Raw genomic sequence first — 16,878 nt, 5'->3', positions numbered from 1 at the left:
GACGCAGGCGCGGGTGGTGACATTCTTCGAGGCCGAAATCGCCCCAAAGCTGCGGGCCGGACAGGACATTCTCATCGTGGCGCACGGCAACACGCTGCGGGCGCTGCGCATGTACCTGGAGCACCTCACGCCGCAGCAGGTTGAGGGGCTGGAAATCGTGACGGGCGGCGTTTGCGTCTATCATTTTGATGCGCAGCTGAAGATTCTGGAGCTGCGCACGCTGTAGCCGCGCCGGCACCGGTACCCATGAACGTAACGTGAACCCGGCGAAAGGAGTAAGCAGGACTAGCTGACCGAAGCCTTCTCTCGGCGGCTCCGTTTCCACTTTTCCGCACTCATGGGTCCTCAGTTCCTTTTCGCCACCGGCATCGAAAACAGCAACCCCACCATCCAGAACGGCAAGCACCGCGTGGATGAGCTGGAGAAATGTAACCACTACAAGCTCTGGCAGAAGGATTTCGACCTGGTTGATGAGCTGGGCATCAAGTTTCTGCGCTACGGGCCGCCCATTCACACCACGTTTCTGGGGCCGGGCAAGTACGACTGGAGTTTTGCCGATGTGACGTTTCAGGACCTGCTGCGGCGCAACATCGCGCCCATTGTCGACCTGTGCCACTTCGGCGTGCCCGACTGGATTGGCAACTTCCAGAACCCTGATTTTCCCGAGCTGTTTGCGCAGTATGCCAAGGCGTTTGCGCAGCGGTTTCCGTGGGTGCAGCTCTACACGCCGGTGAACGAGATGTACATCTGCGCGCAGTTTTCGGCCCGCTACGGCTGGTGGAACGAGCAGCTGAGCGGCGACAAGCCCTTCGTAACGGCCCTCAAGTACATCGTGAAGGCCAACGTGCTGGCCATGGAAGCCATTCTGGAAGTGCGGCCCGATGCGGTATTCATCCAAAGCGAGTCGTCGGAATACTTCCACGCCGAAAACCCGGCCGCCATCGGCCCCGCCGAAACCATGAATTCCGAGCGGTTCCTGTCCCTCGATTTGAACTACGGCCGCCGCGTGAATTCCAGCATGTACGAATTCCTGATGGACAACGGCATGACCCGCGAGGAGTACCACTTCTTCCTGAAAACCAAGATGAAGCGGCACTGCATCATGGGCAACGACTACTACTACACCAATGAGCACCGCGTATCGGCCGACGGCAGCACGCGCGCTTCGGGCGAGATTTTTGGCTACCACGTCATCACCACGCAGTACCACGACCGCTACCGCCTGCCCGTGATGCACACCGAAACCAACATCTGGCAAGGCCAGAACGGTGACGAAGCCGTGAACTGGCTCTGGAAAGAGTGGGCCAACGTGCTGCGCGTGCGCAACGACGGCGTGCCCATGGTGGGCTTCACTTGGTACTCCCTCACCGACCAGGTGGACTGGGACACCGCCCTGCGCGAAAACAACGGCCGCATGAACCCCGTGGGCTTGTATGACCTCGACCGCAACATCCGCCCCGTGGGCGAGGCCTACAAACAGCTCATCACCGATTGGAGCCAGGTGCTGCCCGCCCAAAGCGTGTGCCTGCAAGTGCCAATCGTGATGCCCCAGGAAAGCAACGAAACCTGGGCCAAAGAGCAAAAAGCCGATGTGAAAGCCGCTAATGCGGATAAATCCACGGCTCAGGCCAACGCCACGAATGTGGACGCAGCGTAGGTCCAAATTGTCATCCTGAGCGCAGCGAAGGACCTTATTACGCCAGCACAGCTTGCAGTAATCCAATCAGCGCAAGCGTGAGAAGGTCCTTCGCTGCGCTCAGGATGACAACCGATTATAACCAACATCCCCCCCTTCCCCTTCCCCTTCCCCTTCCCCTCTTCCTTCCCATGTCCCCTCGCTTCCAGGATAAAGTCGTTCTCATTACCGGCGGTGCCAGCGGCATTGGCTTAGCCGCCGCCAAGCGTTTTGCCTCTGAAGGTGCCCGCGTGGTGCTGGCCGATTACAACCAAACCAACCTCGACGCCGCCGTGCCCGAGGTGAAAGCCGCCGGCGCACCCGACGTGCTGGCCAGCCTCTGCAACGTGGCCATCGAAGCCCAGGTGGAAGCCACCGTGGCCGCCACCCTGGCCCAGTTCGGCCGCCTCGATGCGGTGGTGAATAACGCCGGCCTCATGCAGTTCAAAGCCCTCGAAGAGCTGACCGGCGACGACTGGCTGCGCATCCTGAACGTGGATTTGCTGGGTGCATTCTACTTCACCAAGCAGGCTTTTCTGCACATGAAGCCGGGCGGCAGCATCGTGAACGTGGCCAGCATTCACGCCGTCGAAACCAGTCCGCTGGTAGCGCCTTATGCGGCGGCGAAAGCCGCCATGCTGTCGCTCACCCGCTCCTCTTCGCTCGAAGGCAAGCCTAAGGGCATTCGTACCAACGTCGTTTTGCCCGGCGCCATCGACACGCCCATGCTCTGGGATAATCCGAACGTAAAATCCGGCGTCGAAGTCATCGACAAAGCCGATGTGGGCAAGCCCGAGGACGTGGCCGCCATCATCGCCTATCTGGCTTCGGATGATGCCGCCTTCGTGCAGGGAGCCGAAGTGCGCGTGGATGGCGGCCGGCTCGACCGGCTGTAAGCCAAAAAGAATGCGTAGCATGACCATGTTGCACAAAAAAGGGCCAGCCAATTATGCATTGACTGGCCCTTGAAGCATCGTTGCGTTAGCGCAGTTTATTTGCCTTTCTTCTTCGCCGCGGGCTTGGTGCTGGCCATGGCCGGCGATACAAGCTGACCGTTGCGAACAATCACCTTGCCGTCAATGTCCACCGTGGCGTTGGCAATGGGGAAGCTGTAGCCACCCGGCGTTTGGTTCTGGCCGCCATACAGGGCATTATTGCCAGTGCTCACGTACACCATACCAGCCGCCGTGTTTGGGTAGAACGCCTTTGCGTTATCCGTTTTCATCATTGGATTAAGCCCGATGAAAAACTTGTCTACTTGCAGCCCTGGAGCCCCATAAGCGGCCATTTGTTCTTTAAAAGCATCGGCCCCAACCTCGGCCCGCACGTTTTCAACCTGACCGCTCTTCAAGTCAGCTTTAAAGGCTTTCAGCGGTTTGCCATCGGAAATATTGTCGTTGGCAACCGCAAGCCGGCCCGTGGCGGAAGTTTCCTGGCAGGTACCGTAGAGTAATCCGCCGGGCAAACGCGCCGTCCGGTTGTAGATAAGTTTCTCCTGCTGGTCGGCGGCCGACAATACCCCGTCATCGGCAAACACGGGGCGGCTGGCCAAGTCTACAGTCAGGTCGGTACCTTCCGGCGAGGTAATGTGCATTTTTTTACCGTTGGCCAGAAGCTGCTTCATCTGCTCCGCTTGCACGGCAATAGCCGAGTAGTCGGTTCCTATGCTGCCCCATATCATTTGCTCGTAGCCAGCATAGTCGAGTTGCTGCGACGCGGCGTAACTCTTGCTTGGATAGGTTATATACACCCCCCGCTGCTTGCTGGCATCTAGTTTCTGCGTGTAGCCGGACGCGGCAGCCACTTGACCAAATTTGGCTCGGCGGGCCGTACTCAGGCCCGCCATCACCGCGCGGCCGTCTTCAACTGTAGGCAAGCCGATGAGCACATCTGCCTGCAACGACATGTTATTGAATTTACTTGCCTGGATATCCGCTTCGGGCGTTTCCATGTTAACGGCGCGCGCCACCTTGTCGGTTTGAACCCACATCAAGGGCTGTCCGCCGGCACGGGCCACTTCAACGGCCACAGCTTCCATGAGGGGCAGCGTGTGTTGGCCGCCCGAAATGATAACTGACTCGCCGGGTTTTACTCCGGCCGAGGTATTCACAATCTGTTTGGCCACCTGCTCGTAGTTCTGGCCGAAGGCCGAACCGGACGACAAAATCAGGCCCGAAACGCAAGCCATTGGTATAAGTTTTTTCAACATGACAACAAGGATTGAATGGGTAAGAAATTTGACCAGTGCTCCGGCGCGGCTAGCGGTTAGATTCACCGATTTACAGGTCAATGTTACGTTTAATTATATTAAGTTTATAATTATTTGTATTTAATTAAAAAATATTCAATTCACGAAGCCCTTGCGCCAGCACCAAAAAGTCGGCACGGCCGTTGCAATAGGCTATTTGCCGACATCATTCGTCCGGCGCTCCCCGCTATGAAAAACCGCACCCTGGCCGTTCTATTCTTGCTTTTGGCTGGCTCGTTCAGCGCCTCGGCCCAGTTCCGCCTGCCCGACCTCAAGAACATCAACCTCCCCAACATCCTCAAAAAGCCCACCAGCACCGGCACCTCAAGTAGCGGCAGCATCGGCGGCCTCAGCAACGCCGACGCGGCCAATGGCCTCAAGGAAGCGTTGCTGCAAGGCATTGGCAAAGGGGCCGACCAGGCTTCGCAAACCGACGGTTTTTACCTCAACCGCCTCATCCGCATCCCCTTCCCGCCCGATGCCCAGCGCGTGGCTACCACGCTGCGCAGCATCGGCCTGGGCAGTCAGGTCGATAAATTCGAGCTGAGCCTGAACCGGGGCGCGGAGGACGCCGCCCGCAGCGCCAAGCCCATCTTCATTTCGGCCATCAAAAGCCTCACGTTTTCGGACGTGTGGAATATCCTAACCGGCCAGAAAGACGCCGCCACGCAGTTTCTGAAGCGCACCACTTCCACGCAGCTCGTCTCGGCCTTCTCGCCTATCATGCAGAAAAGCCTCGACCAGGTGGGTGCCACGCGCTACTACACCCAACTGGCCACCACCTACAACCAGCTGCCCCTGGTGCAGAAAGTGCAGCCCGACCTGAACCAGTACGCCACCGGCAAAGCCGTGGACGGCCTGTTCACGCTCATCGCCCAAGAGGAAGCCAACATCCGCGAAAACCCGGTGGCCCGCACTACGGAGCTGCTGCGTCGCGTGTTTGGCAGCCGGAGCTAGGTATTATGAAGTAGGGTGCGGGGCTTGCCCCCGCCCGTCATTGAACGGCTTTTACACAGAATGTTCAACGACGGGCGGGGGCAAGCCCCGCACCCTACACCAATTGGAGTGGCGTATGTTTGCGGCCCTAAATCCGCAACCGTACGCCACTTTTTTATGCCCACCCTCACCATTGGCAGCCTTGCCGAACTCGAAGCGCACACCGGCCAGGAGCTGGGCGTGTCCGAATACCACACCATTACGCAGGCTCAAATTGACCAATTTGCCGCCGCCACGCTCGATTTTCAGTGGATTCATACCGACGCGGAGCGCGCTGCTACCGAGTCGCCATTCAAGGCTACCATTGCCCACGGCTACCTCACGGTGGCGCTGCTGCCCTATCTCTGGCAGCAAATCGTGACCATCGAGAACCTGAAAATGCAGGTGAACTACGAAATCGAAAGCCTGCGCTTCAACCAGGCCGTGACGGTAAACAGCGCCGTGCGCCTGCGCGCCAAAATGCTCTCGGTAACCAACCTGCGCGGCATCGCCAAAACCCGCATCGAAGTCACCCTGGAAATTGAAAACGTGAAAAAGCCGGCCTACACGGGCGTGGTGACGTTCTTGTATCATTTTCAGGAGCAATAGCTTGACTCATTATTTGGCGACTTTCTATTGAATGTCGCCCACTTGCCCCGACTGCTTTCGTGGTCGGGGCTTTTTTGTGTACTTTGGGCGCATCATACACCTTTTTCTGCGTTTTATTATGAAACACTTTTTCCTGGGTCTGGGGCTCGTGCTGAGTCTGGCCACTCCCCAAACCGGCTTTGCGCAAGCGGCCAAACCGGGCGCGCAGCCGCCGCTTATCGACCGCGAGCTGCTCTTCGGTGACCCCGAAATTTCGGGCGCGCAGCTCTCGCCTGACGGCAAGTTCCTATCCTTCATCAAGCCTTACAACGGCACCCGCAACATATGGGTGAAGGGCCTGAACGAGCCCTTCGATAAGGCCCGGCCGATGACCAACGACCAGGCCCGCCCGGTGCGCAGCTACTTCTGGAGCCGCGACGGCAAGTATCTGCTCTACAGCCAGGACAAGGCCGGCGACGAGAACTTCAACATCTACGCCGTGAACCCGGCCGAAGCCCTGCCCACCGGCCAGCCCGTGCCCACCGCCCGCGACCTCACCGGCCTGAAGGGCGTACGGGTGCAGGTTATCAACGTGCCCCTCACCGACCCCAACACGCTCTACATCGGCCTGAATGACCGCGACAAGGCCTGGCACGACCTGTACAAGCTGAACCTGACTACCGGCGAAAAAACCCTGGTGCGCCAGAATAACGACCGCATCGGCGACTGGGTGTTCGACTGGAACGACCAGCTGCGCCTCGCGGCCCGTTCGAACCCCGACGGCAGCACCGAGTGGCTGCGCGTGGAGGGCGAGCAAATGACGCCCTTCTACAAAACCACGATTGACGAGCAAAGCGCCGTGGAAGGCTTCGCCAAAGACAATCAGCACGTATACCTCGCCACCAACAAAGGCTCGCGCAACTTGGCCGAAATCGTGCTTCTGGACCCCGCCACCGGCCAGGAACAGCCCTACCAGGCCGACCCGCTGAAGCGCGTGGACGTGGGCGGCCTCGCGCTGTCGGAGAAAACCCACGAGCCGGTGTTCGTGAGTTTTGAGGACGACCGGATGCGCCGCGTGTGGAAGGACAAGGCCTTTGAGCAGGACTTTACTACAGTTAGCAAGAAGCTGCCGGGCCTGGATGTGTACCCCGTGTCACACACCACCGATGAGCGGCTGTGGCTGCTCTCGGCCAGCTCGGCCACCCAGCCCAATGTGGCGTACTTATTTGACCGCCAGACCAAGCAGCTCACCAAGGAGTACGAAACCCGCCCCAAGCTGAAAGCAGCCGACCTGGCCGACATGAAAGTGGTGCGCTACAAGTCGTCGGATGGCCTGGAAATTCCGGCTTACCTGACGCTACCCAAGGGCGTGGCGGCTAAGAATCTGCCCGTCATCATCCTGCCCCATGGCGGGCCGTGGGGGCGCGATACCTATGGCTTCAACACCATGGCCCAGTTTCTGGCCAACCGGGGCTACGCCGTGCTTTCGCCCAACTTCCGGGCTAGCACCGGCTACGGCAAGCAGTTTCTGAACGCCGGCAACGGCGAATGGGGCCGCAAAATGCAGGACGACCTGACCTGGGGCGTGAAGTACCTCGTGGCCCAAGGCATCGCCGACCCCAAGCGCGTGGGCATCATGGGTGGCTCATATGGCGGCTACGCCACGCTGGCCGGCGTGGCCTTCACGCCCGATTTGTACAGCGCCGCCGTGGCCATCGTGGCGCCTTCCAACCTGACCACGCTGCTCAACGCCATCCCGCCCTACTGGGAGGCCGGCCGCAAGCAGATGTACGCCCGCATGGCCGACCCCGGCACCGCCGAAGGCCGCGCCGCCCTCGACCGCATGTCGCCGCTGGGCTCGGCTAACAAAATCAAAACCCCGCTCATGGTGGTGCAAGGGGCTAATGACCCGCGCGTGAACAAGGCCGAAGCCGACCAGATTGTGGTGGCCCTGCGCGACCGCAACTACCCCGTGCAATACCTGCTGGCCCCCGATGAAGGCCACGGCTTCGCCCGCCCCGTGAACAACATGGCCATGTTCGCGGCCTCCGAGAAGTTCTTGGCCGGCCATCTCCACGGTCGCTACCAGGAAAGCATGAGCCCCGCCGTAGCCAAGCGCCTGCAGGAAATCACCGTGGACCCGAAAACGGTGCAGTTGGTGACGAAAACGAATGTGAAGTAAGTTTTGTATGACATTAAAAAAGCCCCTGCCAATATTAGCAGGGGCTTTTTTAATGTCAGAAACGAGCAGGGTGTGGGGTCGTACCCTACACTGCCATTTCCGGGTATTCGTCGCCGGCGTACACCGGTTCCATATCCTTTTCCTCGTCCTCGGTAAACAGACGGGACCGAATCAAAAACCGCACGCCGAGCGGAATTTCCAGCGAGAAGCTCGCGCCCCGGCCCTTCACCACATCCACCGTGAGCTGGGTGTGTTTCCAGTACTCGAACTGGCTGGCACTCATGAAGAAATCGCAGCCGTGGATGCGACCCAACCACGTATCATTCCCACCCACCCGAAACTCGCCCTTGGCGAAGCACATGGGCGAGGAGCCGTCGCAGCACCCGCCGCTTTGGTGAAACATGAGCGGGCCGTGCTCGTCGCGGAGCAGGTCGATGGTGGCTTCGGCGGCAGTGGTAACGAGGACGCGGGGGGTGGGCATGGGTGGGAATGAGGCAGGTGGAAATTAAAAACAATAGAACGTCATGCTGAGCGTAGTCGAAGCATCTCTACCTCATCACTAACTCTTTCGTTTGAGATTAGTTATGCGGTAGAGATGCTTCGACTACGCTCAGCATGACGTTACTTTTCAGCTGAGAAACTTAGCTACGGCCGGGCCTAGAAGAAACCGAGTTTCTGCTGGCTGTAGCTGATGAGCATGTTCTTGTTCTGGCGGTAATGGCTCAGCATCATCTTGTGGTTCTCGCGGCCGAAACCGGAGGCTTTGTAGCCGCCAAAGGGCGCGCCGGCGGGGTAGTCGTGGTAGCAGTTCACCCACACGCGGCCGGCCTGGATGGCGCGGGGCACTTCGTACAGCTCGTGCGCGTCGCGGGTCCACACGCCGGCCCCGAGGCCGTAGAGCGTGTCGTTGGCAATTTCAATGGCTTCTTCCACGGTTTTGAAGGTGGTGACGGATACCACCGGCCCGAAGATTTCCTCCTGGAAAATGCGCATCTTGTTGTGGCCCCGGAACATGGTGGGCTGGATGTAGTAGCCCTCGGCCAGCTCAGGGTGCTCCTGCGAGTGGGCTTCGCCGCCCACCAGCACTTCGGCTCCTTCGGCCTTGCCGATTTCGAGGTAGCTCAGGATTTTCTCGAACTGGTCGTTCGAGGCCTGCGCGCCCATCATTGTGTTCATATCAAGCGGGTTGCCGAGTTTGATGGCTTTCACGCGCTCAATAACGCGGGCAATGAAGTCGTCGTAGATGTCTTCGTGAATGAGCATCCGCGAGGGGCAGGTGCAGATTTCGCCCTGGTTCAGGGCAAACATCACCGCGCCTTCGATGGCCTTGTCGAGGAAGTCGTCGTCGGCATCCATCACACTCTTGAAGAAGACGTTGGGCGACTTGCCGCCCAGTTCCATCGTCACCGGAATCAGGTTTTCCGAAGCGTACTGCATGATGAGGCGGCCGGTGGTCGTCTCGCCCGTGAAGGAGGCCTTCTGGATGCGCGGCGACGAGGCCAGCGGCTTGCCGGCCTCGAGGCCGAAACCGTTCACGACGTTAATCACGCCAGCGGGCACCAGGTCCTGAATCAGCTCCATGAGCACCATGATGCTGGCGGGGGTTTGCTCGGCGGGCTTCATCACCACGGTGCAACCGGCGGCAATGGCGGGAGCCAGCTTCCAGGTGGCCATCAGCAACGGGAAGTTCCAGGGAATAATCTGGCCGATGACGCCCAGCGGCTCCTGGATATTGAGCGACACGGTGGTGGCATTCAGCTCGGTAGCACTGCCTTCTTCGGCCCGAATTACGCTGGCAAAATAGCGAAAGTGGTCTACCACCAGCGGCATGTCGGCAAAGGTGGTTTCGCGGATGGGCTTGCCGTTCTCGACGCATTCCACGGCGGCGAGATGGGGCAGGTTTTCTTCGATACGGTTAGCAATTTTGTTGAGGATGTTGCTGCGCTCGGTGGCGGAGGTTTTGCCCCAGGTTTTGAAGGCTTCGTGGGCGGCATCGAGGGCTAGCTCAATGTCTTCCTTGGTGCTGCGGGCCACTTTGGTGAAGGCCTTGCCATCAATCGGCGAGGGGTTTTCAAAATACTGGCCCTTCACCGGGGGCACCCATTTACCGCCGATAAAGTTGTCGTAATGGGTTTTGAACTGGGGCCGGGCCACCAGGGTGGTGGTTTGTTCGAGGGTTTCAGCCATGACTTTGTTGGATGGGAATGAGTTGAATGAGAGAGGATGTAAAGGTCTCTTTTTTACCTGCCGCCGGATTGTGGTATTATCGCAAAGAGTGCCGAAATTGTCGCAACTTGCTGGCACACCTCCGTGTTAGGAGTGTGTACTTCCTCACCACAGACTTCCCGCCCATGCCCACCCGCGTCCACCTGCCTACCGCCGTTGCGCCGCTCGCGCTGGAGCGCCTGCATTCTCTGGTCGAAAACCGGACGGTGTATAACCTGGCAGGCTTCGAGCTGAACGTATTCGAAACGCACCGTACCGCCCACCGCGTGCCCCTGCGCCTCGAAGGCTTGGCCCTGACCACCATGCTGCGCGGCAAAAAGGTGATGCACCTACCAGGCCGCGAGGCCTTCGACTACCTACCCGGCGAGTCGGTGGTAGTGGATAAGGATGAGTTGATGGAAATCGACTTCCCCGAGGCCTGCCTGTGCCAGCCCACGCAGTGCCTGGCCGTGGCCATCGCGCCTGATACCATCCGCCACACCGTGGATTTATTGAATGAGCGTTACCCCAAGGCCGAACCGCACCAGCCCTGGGCCATCGAAGGCCCCGAGTACGCCCACCTCACCAACACGCCCGAGCTGACCGACACGCTGGGCCGCCTGGTAGCCGTGTCGCGCACTTCGGATATTAACAAGGATGTGCTGGCCGGCTTCACGCTCCAGGAATTATTGGTGCGCCTGATGCAGACGCAGGCCCGCCAGCTCATTTTTCACGACTACGCCCGGCACCTCACCACACACCGCTTTGCGGCCGTTGTGGGTTACATCAAAGACCATCTGGCCGAGAACCTGACCATTGATAAGCTCAGCGCGCTGGCCTGCATGAGCAAGGCCACGTTCTTCCGCGTGTTCAAGCGCGAGTTCGGGATTACGCCGGTCGAGTATATCATTCGGGAACGGCTGGGCGAGGCCAAGCGGCTGTTACGCCACCCGCTGGCCAGCGTGGCGGAGGTTTGTTTGCGGGCGGGTTTTAATAACCTGTCGTACTTCCAGGCGCTGTTTAAGAAGTACGAGGGCGTGACACCGGGGGCGTATAAGAAGCAGATGGTGGCGTAGAAATCTGCCTTGTCATTGCGAGCGAAGCGCGGCAATCCGTCCTGTCAAAACCAGACACTTTGTTTTACCAGAAAGCCCCGACACTCTGCATTTTCGGGGCTTTTCGTTGTCAAAAAAAGCTTTATCACACTTCAGGGCTGGTCGCTCATGAGAGGACGGATTGCCGCGCTTCGCTCGCAATGACAAGGCGGCGCTAAAACACCACGCTATACGGCGCATCGGCCAGGCCGCGAATGTCCTCGTGCAGGTCTACACCCAGGATTTCGTGCACGTTGGCGCGGATGCGGTTCGACATTTGCGTCAGCGGCAAGTCGTTGCTGTCTTTGCCGAAAGGGTCTTCGATTTCGTCGCCAATCATCTCTACGCCCAGCAGCGCGTAGGCTCCGAACATGGTGATGGGCACCGTGAGCCACTCGTAGGTATCGAGCAGGTTGAAGGGCATGGTGAGGATGAACACCGAGATAAAACCCTTGATGAAATAGCTGTAGGAGAAGGGAATGGGCGTATTTTTGATGCGCTCGCAGCCGCCGGCCACGTCGAGCAACGCCTCGTGGTGGCGCTGGATGGTGATGAGGTGCGTGGGCAGAATGATTCCCTCGCGCAGCAGCTGCTCGTAGAACTCCTGGAGCATGGCCGCCAGGCGGGAAGGCACATGGCGGACAGTCTGCAAATGGTCGATAAAACCGGGTTCGACGGGTTCCAGCTTCTCGAACCGCACGCCGTTGCGCAGGTGGCCATCCAGGGCGATGGGGAAGTTGGAGAGCAGCCGGGCGAGGTAGGTGCGGGTGGCGTAATCATCGGCCGGCAGGCGGGCGTGGAGCAGGCCGGCCAGGTTGCGGCAGTTGTTGGTGAGCTGCCCCCAGAGGCGGCGGCCTTCGTAAAATCGGTCGTAGGCAGTGTTGGTGCGAAAGGCCAGCAACAGGCTGAGCAGGATGCCCAGAAACGAGAAAAACTCCTTATCGACGGCCACGTTCATGCGCTCGAAGCGGATGACCAAGGCCGTCACAGCGGTGGCGTAGAGGCCCACGAACAGCACCCGTTTCAGCAGCAGCCGGATGATGCCCGAGGAGCGTAGGTGGCGTAGGGCCTCCCACCAGTCGGTCGATTTGTAGACAATCATGCATAAAGCGCGGCTTGGTGATGAGCCGACACGGCCGAAATTACGCTTCGGAATATTGGATGGCGGCTGTTTCCACCACTTCCTCCTGTGGGCCGAGCTTCAGCGTCACCTGCTGCTTCAGTTTCGCGCCCTGCACGGCCCGGGCAATGGGCGCCACAAACGCCACTTTGCCCAATGCCACATCGGCCTCATCAACACCCACGATGGTGAACTTTCGCTCGAAACCCACCCTGCCACCGCTCACGGTGCACAGTGTGACGGTGGCCCCGAAACGCACTTCTTTGGCCGGCTGGCCGGCGGGGTCTACCACTTTGGCGCTGCCGAGGCGCTCCAGCAGCAGCGCGATGCGGCCGTTGTAGGATGAAAGCTAGTGGGTGCGGTCAGTGTCGTTATCATGGTTGGCTTCGGCCTGGGCGCGTTCGGCTTCGAGGGTGGCGAGCTCGGCGCGGAGTTGCTCCAAGCCGGCGGGCGTGACGTAGTTGGGCGTGCCCGGCGGCAGGGCTGCCCGAGGCGGAATAATGGGCGGCGTCTGCGCGTCGTCTTCCTTGGTAAATCCTCGGCTCATGTGAGGGCAAACGCAGGTGCGGCGGGCGGGTTGCGGGTGTCCGACGCAACCATCGGGGCCAGAAAGCGGTTACCCTACGCTATTTCGCTGCTACCCTATCCCGATTCGTTCGCGCTATTTAATGTCAGAAATGCTTGTTGAGACTGCTGATTCAGCGGTTGCCTCTCCCCTACCCACCCGCCGGCTCGACGGCGCCCTCGTCTGGCTCATGGCCCTCACCTGCGGGTTGGTGGTGGCCAATATTTACTACAACCAGCCGCTGCTGGCCGCCATTGGCCGCACCTTTCACCTCTCGGACAGCAGCGCCAGTCTGGTGGCCACAGCCACGCAGGTAGGCTATACGCTGGGCATGCTGTTCGTGGTGCCGCTGGGCGATATGCTGGAGCGCAAGCGCCTGATGCTGCTCATGCTGCTGGGCGCGGCGGCCTGCCTAGGGCTGGCGGCATTTGCGCCCAGTTTCGCGCTGCTGGCGGGGGCGAGTATTCTGCTGGGCATCTGCTCGGCAGTGCCGCAGTTGCTGCTGCCCATGGCCGCGCACTTGGCACCGGAGGCCGACCGGGGCCGCATCGTAGGCCGCATCATGAGCGGCTTGCTAATTGGCATTCTGGCCTCGCGCACGGTGAGCGGCTACGTGGGTGCGCACCTGGGCTGGCGGGCCATGTTCGAAATCGCGGCTGGCCTGATGCTGGCGCTGCTGGGCCTGCTGGCCTGGCGCCTGCCGCAGGACCGGCCCAACTTCACGGGCTCCTACGGCGCACTCATGAAATCATTGGGTACGCTGGTAGCCGACCTGCCGGCCCTGCGCCGCTCGGCGCTGGTGGGCGGGCTGCTGTTTGCGGCCTTCAGCGTGTTCTGGACCACATTGGCTTTTTTCCTGGAAGGCCCGGCCTACCATTACGGCAGCGACGTGGCCGGATTCTTTGGGGTAATTGGAGCCGTGGGAGCGTTGGCCGCGCCACTGGCCGGCAAGGCTGCCGATACGCGCGGGCCGGACTTCGCCATCGGCGTGGGCATCCTGCTGGCGCTGGCGGCTTATGTATTCATGGGCCTCACCGGCTACCACTTGGCCGGGCTGGTGCTGGGCGTGATTCTGCTGGATGTGGGCGTGCAATCGGCCCACATCTCCAACCAGACCAAAATTTTCTCACTGGTACCCGAAGCCCGCAGCCGCCTCAACACCGTGTACATGACCGGTTATTTCACGGGCGGTTCGCTGGGCTCGGTGGCTGGCGGGCTGGCGTGGGTGCACGGCGGCTGGCCCGGCGTGTGCGTGCTGGGGGCAGCATTTGCTGGTTCGGCGTACTTGGTGAGCCGGTTCTACGGGCGCGGTTAGAACTTACTTCGAAGTCGAAATCGCGTCCCAGGAATACCGACCCACCTCGCCCGATTAGAATGGCCGGTGAATGCCCACGATGTTGACCGGCATGGCCTCAGTGGTCTGGAAACGCACGGTCACGCTGCCATCGGCATTCACGGGCACCAGGCCGTAGTTGCGGCCGGCCATGGGCAGGGCAGGCGTTGCGGCGGTGGCCTCCGGGATGAACTTGATTTCTTTACCTACTAGTATCAGCAAGCAGGCAGCAATGACGGTCAGGACGGCTTTGGTATATAGGTCGGTTTTCATGAAAGGAGGCAAAAGTGGTTGGTGGATGGCGCAAAATAAGCCCCCGCTGGCGAACCAACGGGGGCTTTCAACTACACTTCGAAACAAGCGTAACTCAGCTACTCGGCGGCGGCTAAGCGCTCCAAACAGACTTTGAGGCTCTCGCGCCAGTGCGGAATGGCCACGCCCAACTGGGTTTTGATTTTAGTCTTGTCCATCACCGAAAACGGCGGGCGCGTGGCCTTCGTGGGGTATTCGCTGGTGCGAATGGGCGTGGTTTTCACCGAAATTTCGCTGAGCTCGAAAATGGCCGTGGCAAAGTCGTACCACGACGTCAGGCCCTCGTTGCTGTAATGGTAGAGGCCGTAAGCCGTGCTGCCGCTCTCAATAATTCCGAGAATGACGCCGGCCAGGTCGATGGCGTAGGTGGGCGTACCCACCTGGTCCCAGATGACGCGAAGCTCGTCGCGCTCGCGGCCCAGCTTGCGCATGGTTTTCACGAAGTTGCCGGCGAATTCTGAGTACAGCCAGCTGGTGCGCAGCGTGAAGTACTTCTCGGTGAGGCCCGGAATCACCTGCTCGCCTTCGAGTTTGGTGAGGCCGTAGACGCCCAGCGGCGCGGTTTCGTCAATTTCGAGCAGCGGCTCATTGCCCGCGCCGGCAAACACAAAATCGGTCGAAATCTGAATGAGCACGGTGCCGTGTTCCGCACAGAGGCGGGCCAGGTTTTCCACACCATCGCGGTTGATTTTGCGGGCTAAATCCACGTCGTCTTCGGCCTTATCCACGGCCGTATAGGCGGCGCAGTTGATGACGTGATTGGGGCGGTGCGCGGCAAAAAGCGCGGCCAGCGCGGCCTGGTCGAGAATATTGCCTTCAGCCTCGGACAGGAATACCAGGCCCGGCGTGTTCCGCTCCCGCGCCACGTGCGCCAGGCATTGCCCCAATTGCCCGAGGGCCCCGAAAACCAGTGTCGTACTCATTAGCATAAGCTCAGATTTAGGCCGCAAGTTAGCCCGGCCCGCCTTGTAGCACATGCTTCAGCGTGTGTTTTTTGGGCAATGCATCTGCTATAATACACAAGCTAAATCATGTGCTACAGGAATTTACCCACGCGGCAGCAGCTTCTGGCCCGCCGATATCTCTTTGCCCACAATGGTCTGCTTGTTTTTAATCGGCTCGAAGCGCACCTCGCGGGGCTGCTTTTCACTCAGGTATTTCCAATAGCGCAGCGGCATGTGGCGGCGGTGCAGCTTTAGGTTTTTGCGCTCAGGGATGTTGACGTGGTCGAAATACGTCTGCCAGAGGTGCTTGAACAGGGGCTCCCGCTCATCGAGCACGGTGGCCGAAATATCGGTGGCTTTCCGGCCCGCCGGGTTCTCAAACTGCACAATGTCGGTGCGCGTGAGGTCATAATACAGCCCGTAGTGGCGGCGGCGGTCATAAATCAGCCAGCGCTGGTCGGCGTAGCGCTTGGTGAAGTGCGCGGCGATGAGCGGCAGCACGTCCATATCCGGCTCAATAGTGGCGTGGAATAGCTCGTCGCTGGTTTTCTCGAAGCGCACGAAGGCTTCCATGCGGTGCTTTTCGCGAAACATCATCTGGGCCAGGCGTTGCACGCGGCGCACGTCGGCGTTGGCGTAGTTCTCCGAAATATCGACGGGCGAGCGCAGGGCCAAATCCACGTAGCGGAAAATCAACAATTCCCGGTCCGCATCCTCGCTGAGAAAAACGTGATAGAGGCGGGCGCGGGCCTCGTTATCCATCGTTTTCAGCAAGCCTTCCCACACACGGGCGGCCAGGGTTTCATCGGTGGCGCGGTGGGCGGGCTGGGTGAAAAGGCCGCTTTGGGCCGTGGCTTCGGGCTGAATGCTGTTGGGGGCTGCCCGCCAGTCGTACACCGTGAACAGCACCGTGAGCAGGCCCTCAAACGTGCCGTCGTAGGTATAGTCCAGCGGCGGGGCCGTGAGCGTGGGGGCCCCCGCCCGGCGTGGGGCGGCAGAGGCTACAGCGGTGGATGGACGGCGGATGGGTTTCAATAGGGAATAACAGAACGTCATGCTGAGCGCAGTCGAAGCATCTCTACCGCTTCGTTGTCTCGATTGGATTACTACTGCGGTAGAGATGCTTCGACTGCGTTCAGCATGACGTTCTTAAAGCGCCATTACGCCGCTTGCTGGCGCTGCTCGTTTTGGCGGCCGGCTTCGTAGCGGGCGCGGGCATCGTGGTGCAACTGGCGCACCAGCGGCATCAGCTCGCTGAGGCGGCAGCAGCACGAGAGACGGTCAACTTTATCGGAGGACGCGGTGGCAGGCCGGACGGTATTTTCAGGCTGGCGGTGGATGATTTTCATGACAGAAAAGAGGATGTCGTGCTGCACACCGCCCAGTTGGCCGGGGTGCAGTTGCGAGGTGGAAGTGAGGTTATTGAAATCAGCTTGCATGGCAGAATCAGGAGGCTTGGGCGAACAAATCGAGCTGCTGGGTGACGAGGGCCGAGCGTACCGAGCCGGCCCCAAACAGAATCTGGCGGCGCACCTGCTGCTCGGTCAGCTCGCCGATGACGGGCTGGTGCTCGCCCTGGCAGGTGAGGAAATATTTGGCCCGCTTGAGCACCACGCCCAGCTGGCGCAGGGTTTCCA

The 16,878-nt window shown here is 60.0% G+C and carries 18 protein-coding genes and 1 pseudogene; 8 read left to right on the top strand and 11 right to left on the bottom strand.

What is annotated here, in order from left to right:
• From AAFH49_RS20870 to AAFH49_RS20860, 3 genes are all read left to right on the top strand, one after another.
• Positions 1–226: histidine phosphatase family protein (locus tag AAFH49_RS20870; protein ID WP_342301239.1), on the top strand; the 226-nt coding region annotated here is incomplete at its 5' end.
• A gap of 111 nt (positions 227–337) precedes the next feature.
• Positions 338–1,657: a family 1 glycosylhydrolase gene (locus AAFH49_RS20865; RefSeq protein WP_342301237.1), complete on the top strand. Its 1,320-nt coding sequence runs from the start codon at positions 338–340 to the stop codon at positions 1,655–1,657.
• Positions 1,658–1,827: 170 nt separating this feature from the next.
• Positions 1,828–2,571 (top strand): SDR family NAD(P)-dependent oxidoreductase, encoded by a 744-nt coding sequence (locus AAFH49_RS20860; protein WP_342301235.1) that lies wholly within the window; start codon positions 1,828–1,830, stop codon positions 2,569–2,571.
• A 95-nt stretch (positions 2,572–2,666) separates the two neighbouring features.
• Here AAFH49_RS20860 and AAFH49_RS20855 read toward each other — a convergent pair whose 3' ends face one another.
• Positions 2,667–3,950 carry an aminopeptidase gene (locus AAFH49_RS20855; RefSeq protein ID WP_342301234.1) on the bottom strand — a complete coding sequence of 428 codons (1,284 nt, stop codon included), beginning with the start codon at positions 3,948–3,950 and terminating at the stop codon, positions 2,667–2,669.
• A gap of 162 nt (positions 3,951–4,112) precedes the next feature.
• Here AAFH49_RS20855 and AAFH49_RS20850 point away from each other — a divergent pair, with 162 nt between their 5' ends.
• From AAFH49_RS20850 to AAFH49_RS20840, 3 genes are all read left to right on the top strand, one after another.
• The gene (locus AAFH49_RS20850) at positions 4,113–4,880 is read left to right on the top strand and encodes a DUF4197 domain-containing protein (RefSeq protein WP_342301232.1); all 768 of its coding nucleotides are present in this window, start codon (positions 4,113–4,115) and stop codon (positions 4,878–4,880) included.
• Positions 4,881–5,036: 156 nt separating this feature from the next.
• On the top strand, positions 5,037–5,507 hold the full coding sequence (locus AAFH49_RS20845) for a MaoC family dehydratase (protein WP_342301230.1): 471 nt from the start codon (positions 5,037–5,039) through the stop codon (positions 5,505–5,507).
• A gap of 118 nt (positions 5,508–5,625) precedes the next feature.
• Positions 5,626–7,668, top strand: a complete 2,043-nt coding sequence (locus tag AAFH49_RS20840; RefSeq protein ID WP_342301228.1) for a S9 family peptidase — start codon at positions 5,626–5,628, stop codon at positions 7,666–7,668.
• Positions 7,669–7,753: 85 nt separating this feature from the next.
• Here AAFH49_RS20840 and AAFH49_RS20835 read toward each other — a convergent pair whose 3' ends face one another.
• Together AAFH49_RS20835 and AAFH49_RS20830 are read right to left on the bottom strand one after the other, a co-directional pair.
• Positions 7,754–8,149 (bottom strand): DUF779 domain-containing protein, encoded by a 396-nt coding sequence (locus tag AAFH49_RS20835; protein WP_342301226.1) that lies wholly within the window; start codon positions 8,147–8,149, stop codon positions 7,754–7,756.
• 176 nt (positions 8,150–8,325) lie between these two features.
• Positions 8,326–9,855, bottom strand: a complete 1,530-nt coding sequence (locus tag AAFH49_RS20830) for an aldehyde dehydrogenase family protein (protein WP_342301224.1) — start codon at positions 9,853–9,855, stop codon at positions 8,326–8,328.
• A gap of 164 nt (positions 9,856–10,019) precedes the next feature.
• Between AAFH49_RS20830 and AAFH49_RS20825 the strand changes: the two genes are divergently transcribed.
• Positions 10,020–10,949 carry a helix-turn-helix transcriptional regulator gene (locus AAFH49_RS20825; RefSeq protein WP_342301221.1) on the top strand — a complete coding sequence of 310 codons (930 nt, stop codon included), beginning with the start codon at positions 10,020–10,022 and terminating at the stop codon, positions 10,947–10,949.
• A gap of 193 nt (positions 10,950–11,142) precedes the next feature.
• Here AAFH49_RS20825 and AAFH49_RS20820 read toward each other — a convergent pair whose 3' ends face one another.
• Genes AAFH49_RS20820 through AAFH49_RS20810 form a run of 3 tightly spaced genes read right to left on the bottom strand, consistent with a single transcriptional unit; the run spans position 11,143 to position 12,634 of the window.
• On the bottom strand, positions 11,143–12,069 hold the full coding sequence (locus AAFH49_RS20820) for a bestrophin family protein (RefSeq protein ID WP_342301219.1): 927 nt from the start codon (positions 12,067–12,069) through the stop codon (positions 11,143–11,145).
• Positions 12,070–12,109: 40 nt separating this feature from the next.
• Complete coding sequence (locus tag AAFH49_RS20815) at positions 12,110–12,379, bottom strand: GreA/GreB family elongation factor (RefSeq protein WP_342301218.1); 270 nt, start codon at positions 12,377–12,379, stop codon at positions 12,110–12,112.
• Positions 12,380–12,436: 57 nt separating this feature from the next.
• Entirely contained in the window at positions 12,437–12,634 is a 198-nt protein-coding gene (locus AAFH49_RS20810; protein ID WP_342301216.1) for a hypothetical protein, read from the bottom strand.
• A 130-nt stretch (positions 12,635–12,764) separates the two neighbouring features.
• On the opposite strand from AAFH49_RS20810, the gene AAFH49_RS20805 reads away from it, so the two are divergent.
• A complete protein-coding gene (locus AAFH49_RS20805; protein WP_342301214.1) occupies positions 12,765–13,967 on the top strand; it encodes an MFS transporter in 1,203 nt (400 codons plus the stop codon).
• 54 nt (positions 13,968–14,021) lie between these two features.
• Here AAFH49_RS20805 and AAFH49_RS20800 read toward each other — a convergent pair whose 3' ends face one another.
• The 5 genes and pseudogenes from AAFH49_RS20800 to AAFH49_RS20780 form a co-directional block, all read right to left on the bottom strand.
• Positions 14,022–14,258 carry a hypothetical protein gene (locus AAFH49_RS20800; protein ID WP_342301213.1) on the bottom strand — a complete coding sequence of 79 codons (237 nt, stop codon included), beginning with the start codon at positions 14,256–14,258 and terminating at the stop codon, positions 14,022–14,024.
• A 98-nt stretch (positions 14,259–14,356) separates the two neighbouring features.
• Entirely contained in the window at positions 14,357–15,220 is an 864-nt protein-coding gene (gene rfbD, locus AAFH49_RS20795) for a dTDP-4-dehydrorhamnose reductase (RefSeq protein WP_342301211.1), read from the bottom strand.
• Between the two features lie 123 nt (positions 15,221–15,343).
• The gene (locus tag AAFH49_RS20790; RefSeq protein WP_342301209.1) at positions 15,344–16,297 is read right to left on the bottom strand and encodes a TIGR03915 family putative DNA repair protein; all 954 of its coding nucleotides are present in this window, start codon (positions 16,295–16,297) and stop codon (positions 15,344–15,346) included.
• Between the two features lie 104 nt (positions 16,298–16,401).
• Complete coding sequence (locus tag AAFH49_RS20785; RefSeq protein WP_342301207.1) at positions 16,402–16,680, bottom strand: hypothetical protein; 279 nt, start codon at positions 16,678–16,680, stop codon at positions 16,402–16,404.
• A gap of 7 nt (positions 16,681–16,687) precedes the next feature.
• Positions 16,688–16,878: pseudogene (locus AAFH49_RS20780) on the bottom strand (putative DNA modification/repair radical SAM protein); the annotation flags it as partial.

It is taken from the genome of Hymenobacter segetis (assembly GCF_038448715.1).
In the GTDB taxonomy this organism is placed as follows: Bacteria; Bacteroidota; Bacteroidia; order Cytophagales; family Hymenobacteraceae; genus Hymenobacter; species Hymenobacter segetis.
This window is presented reverse-complemented; position numbering and strand designations above follow the sequence as displayed.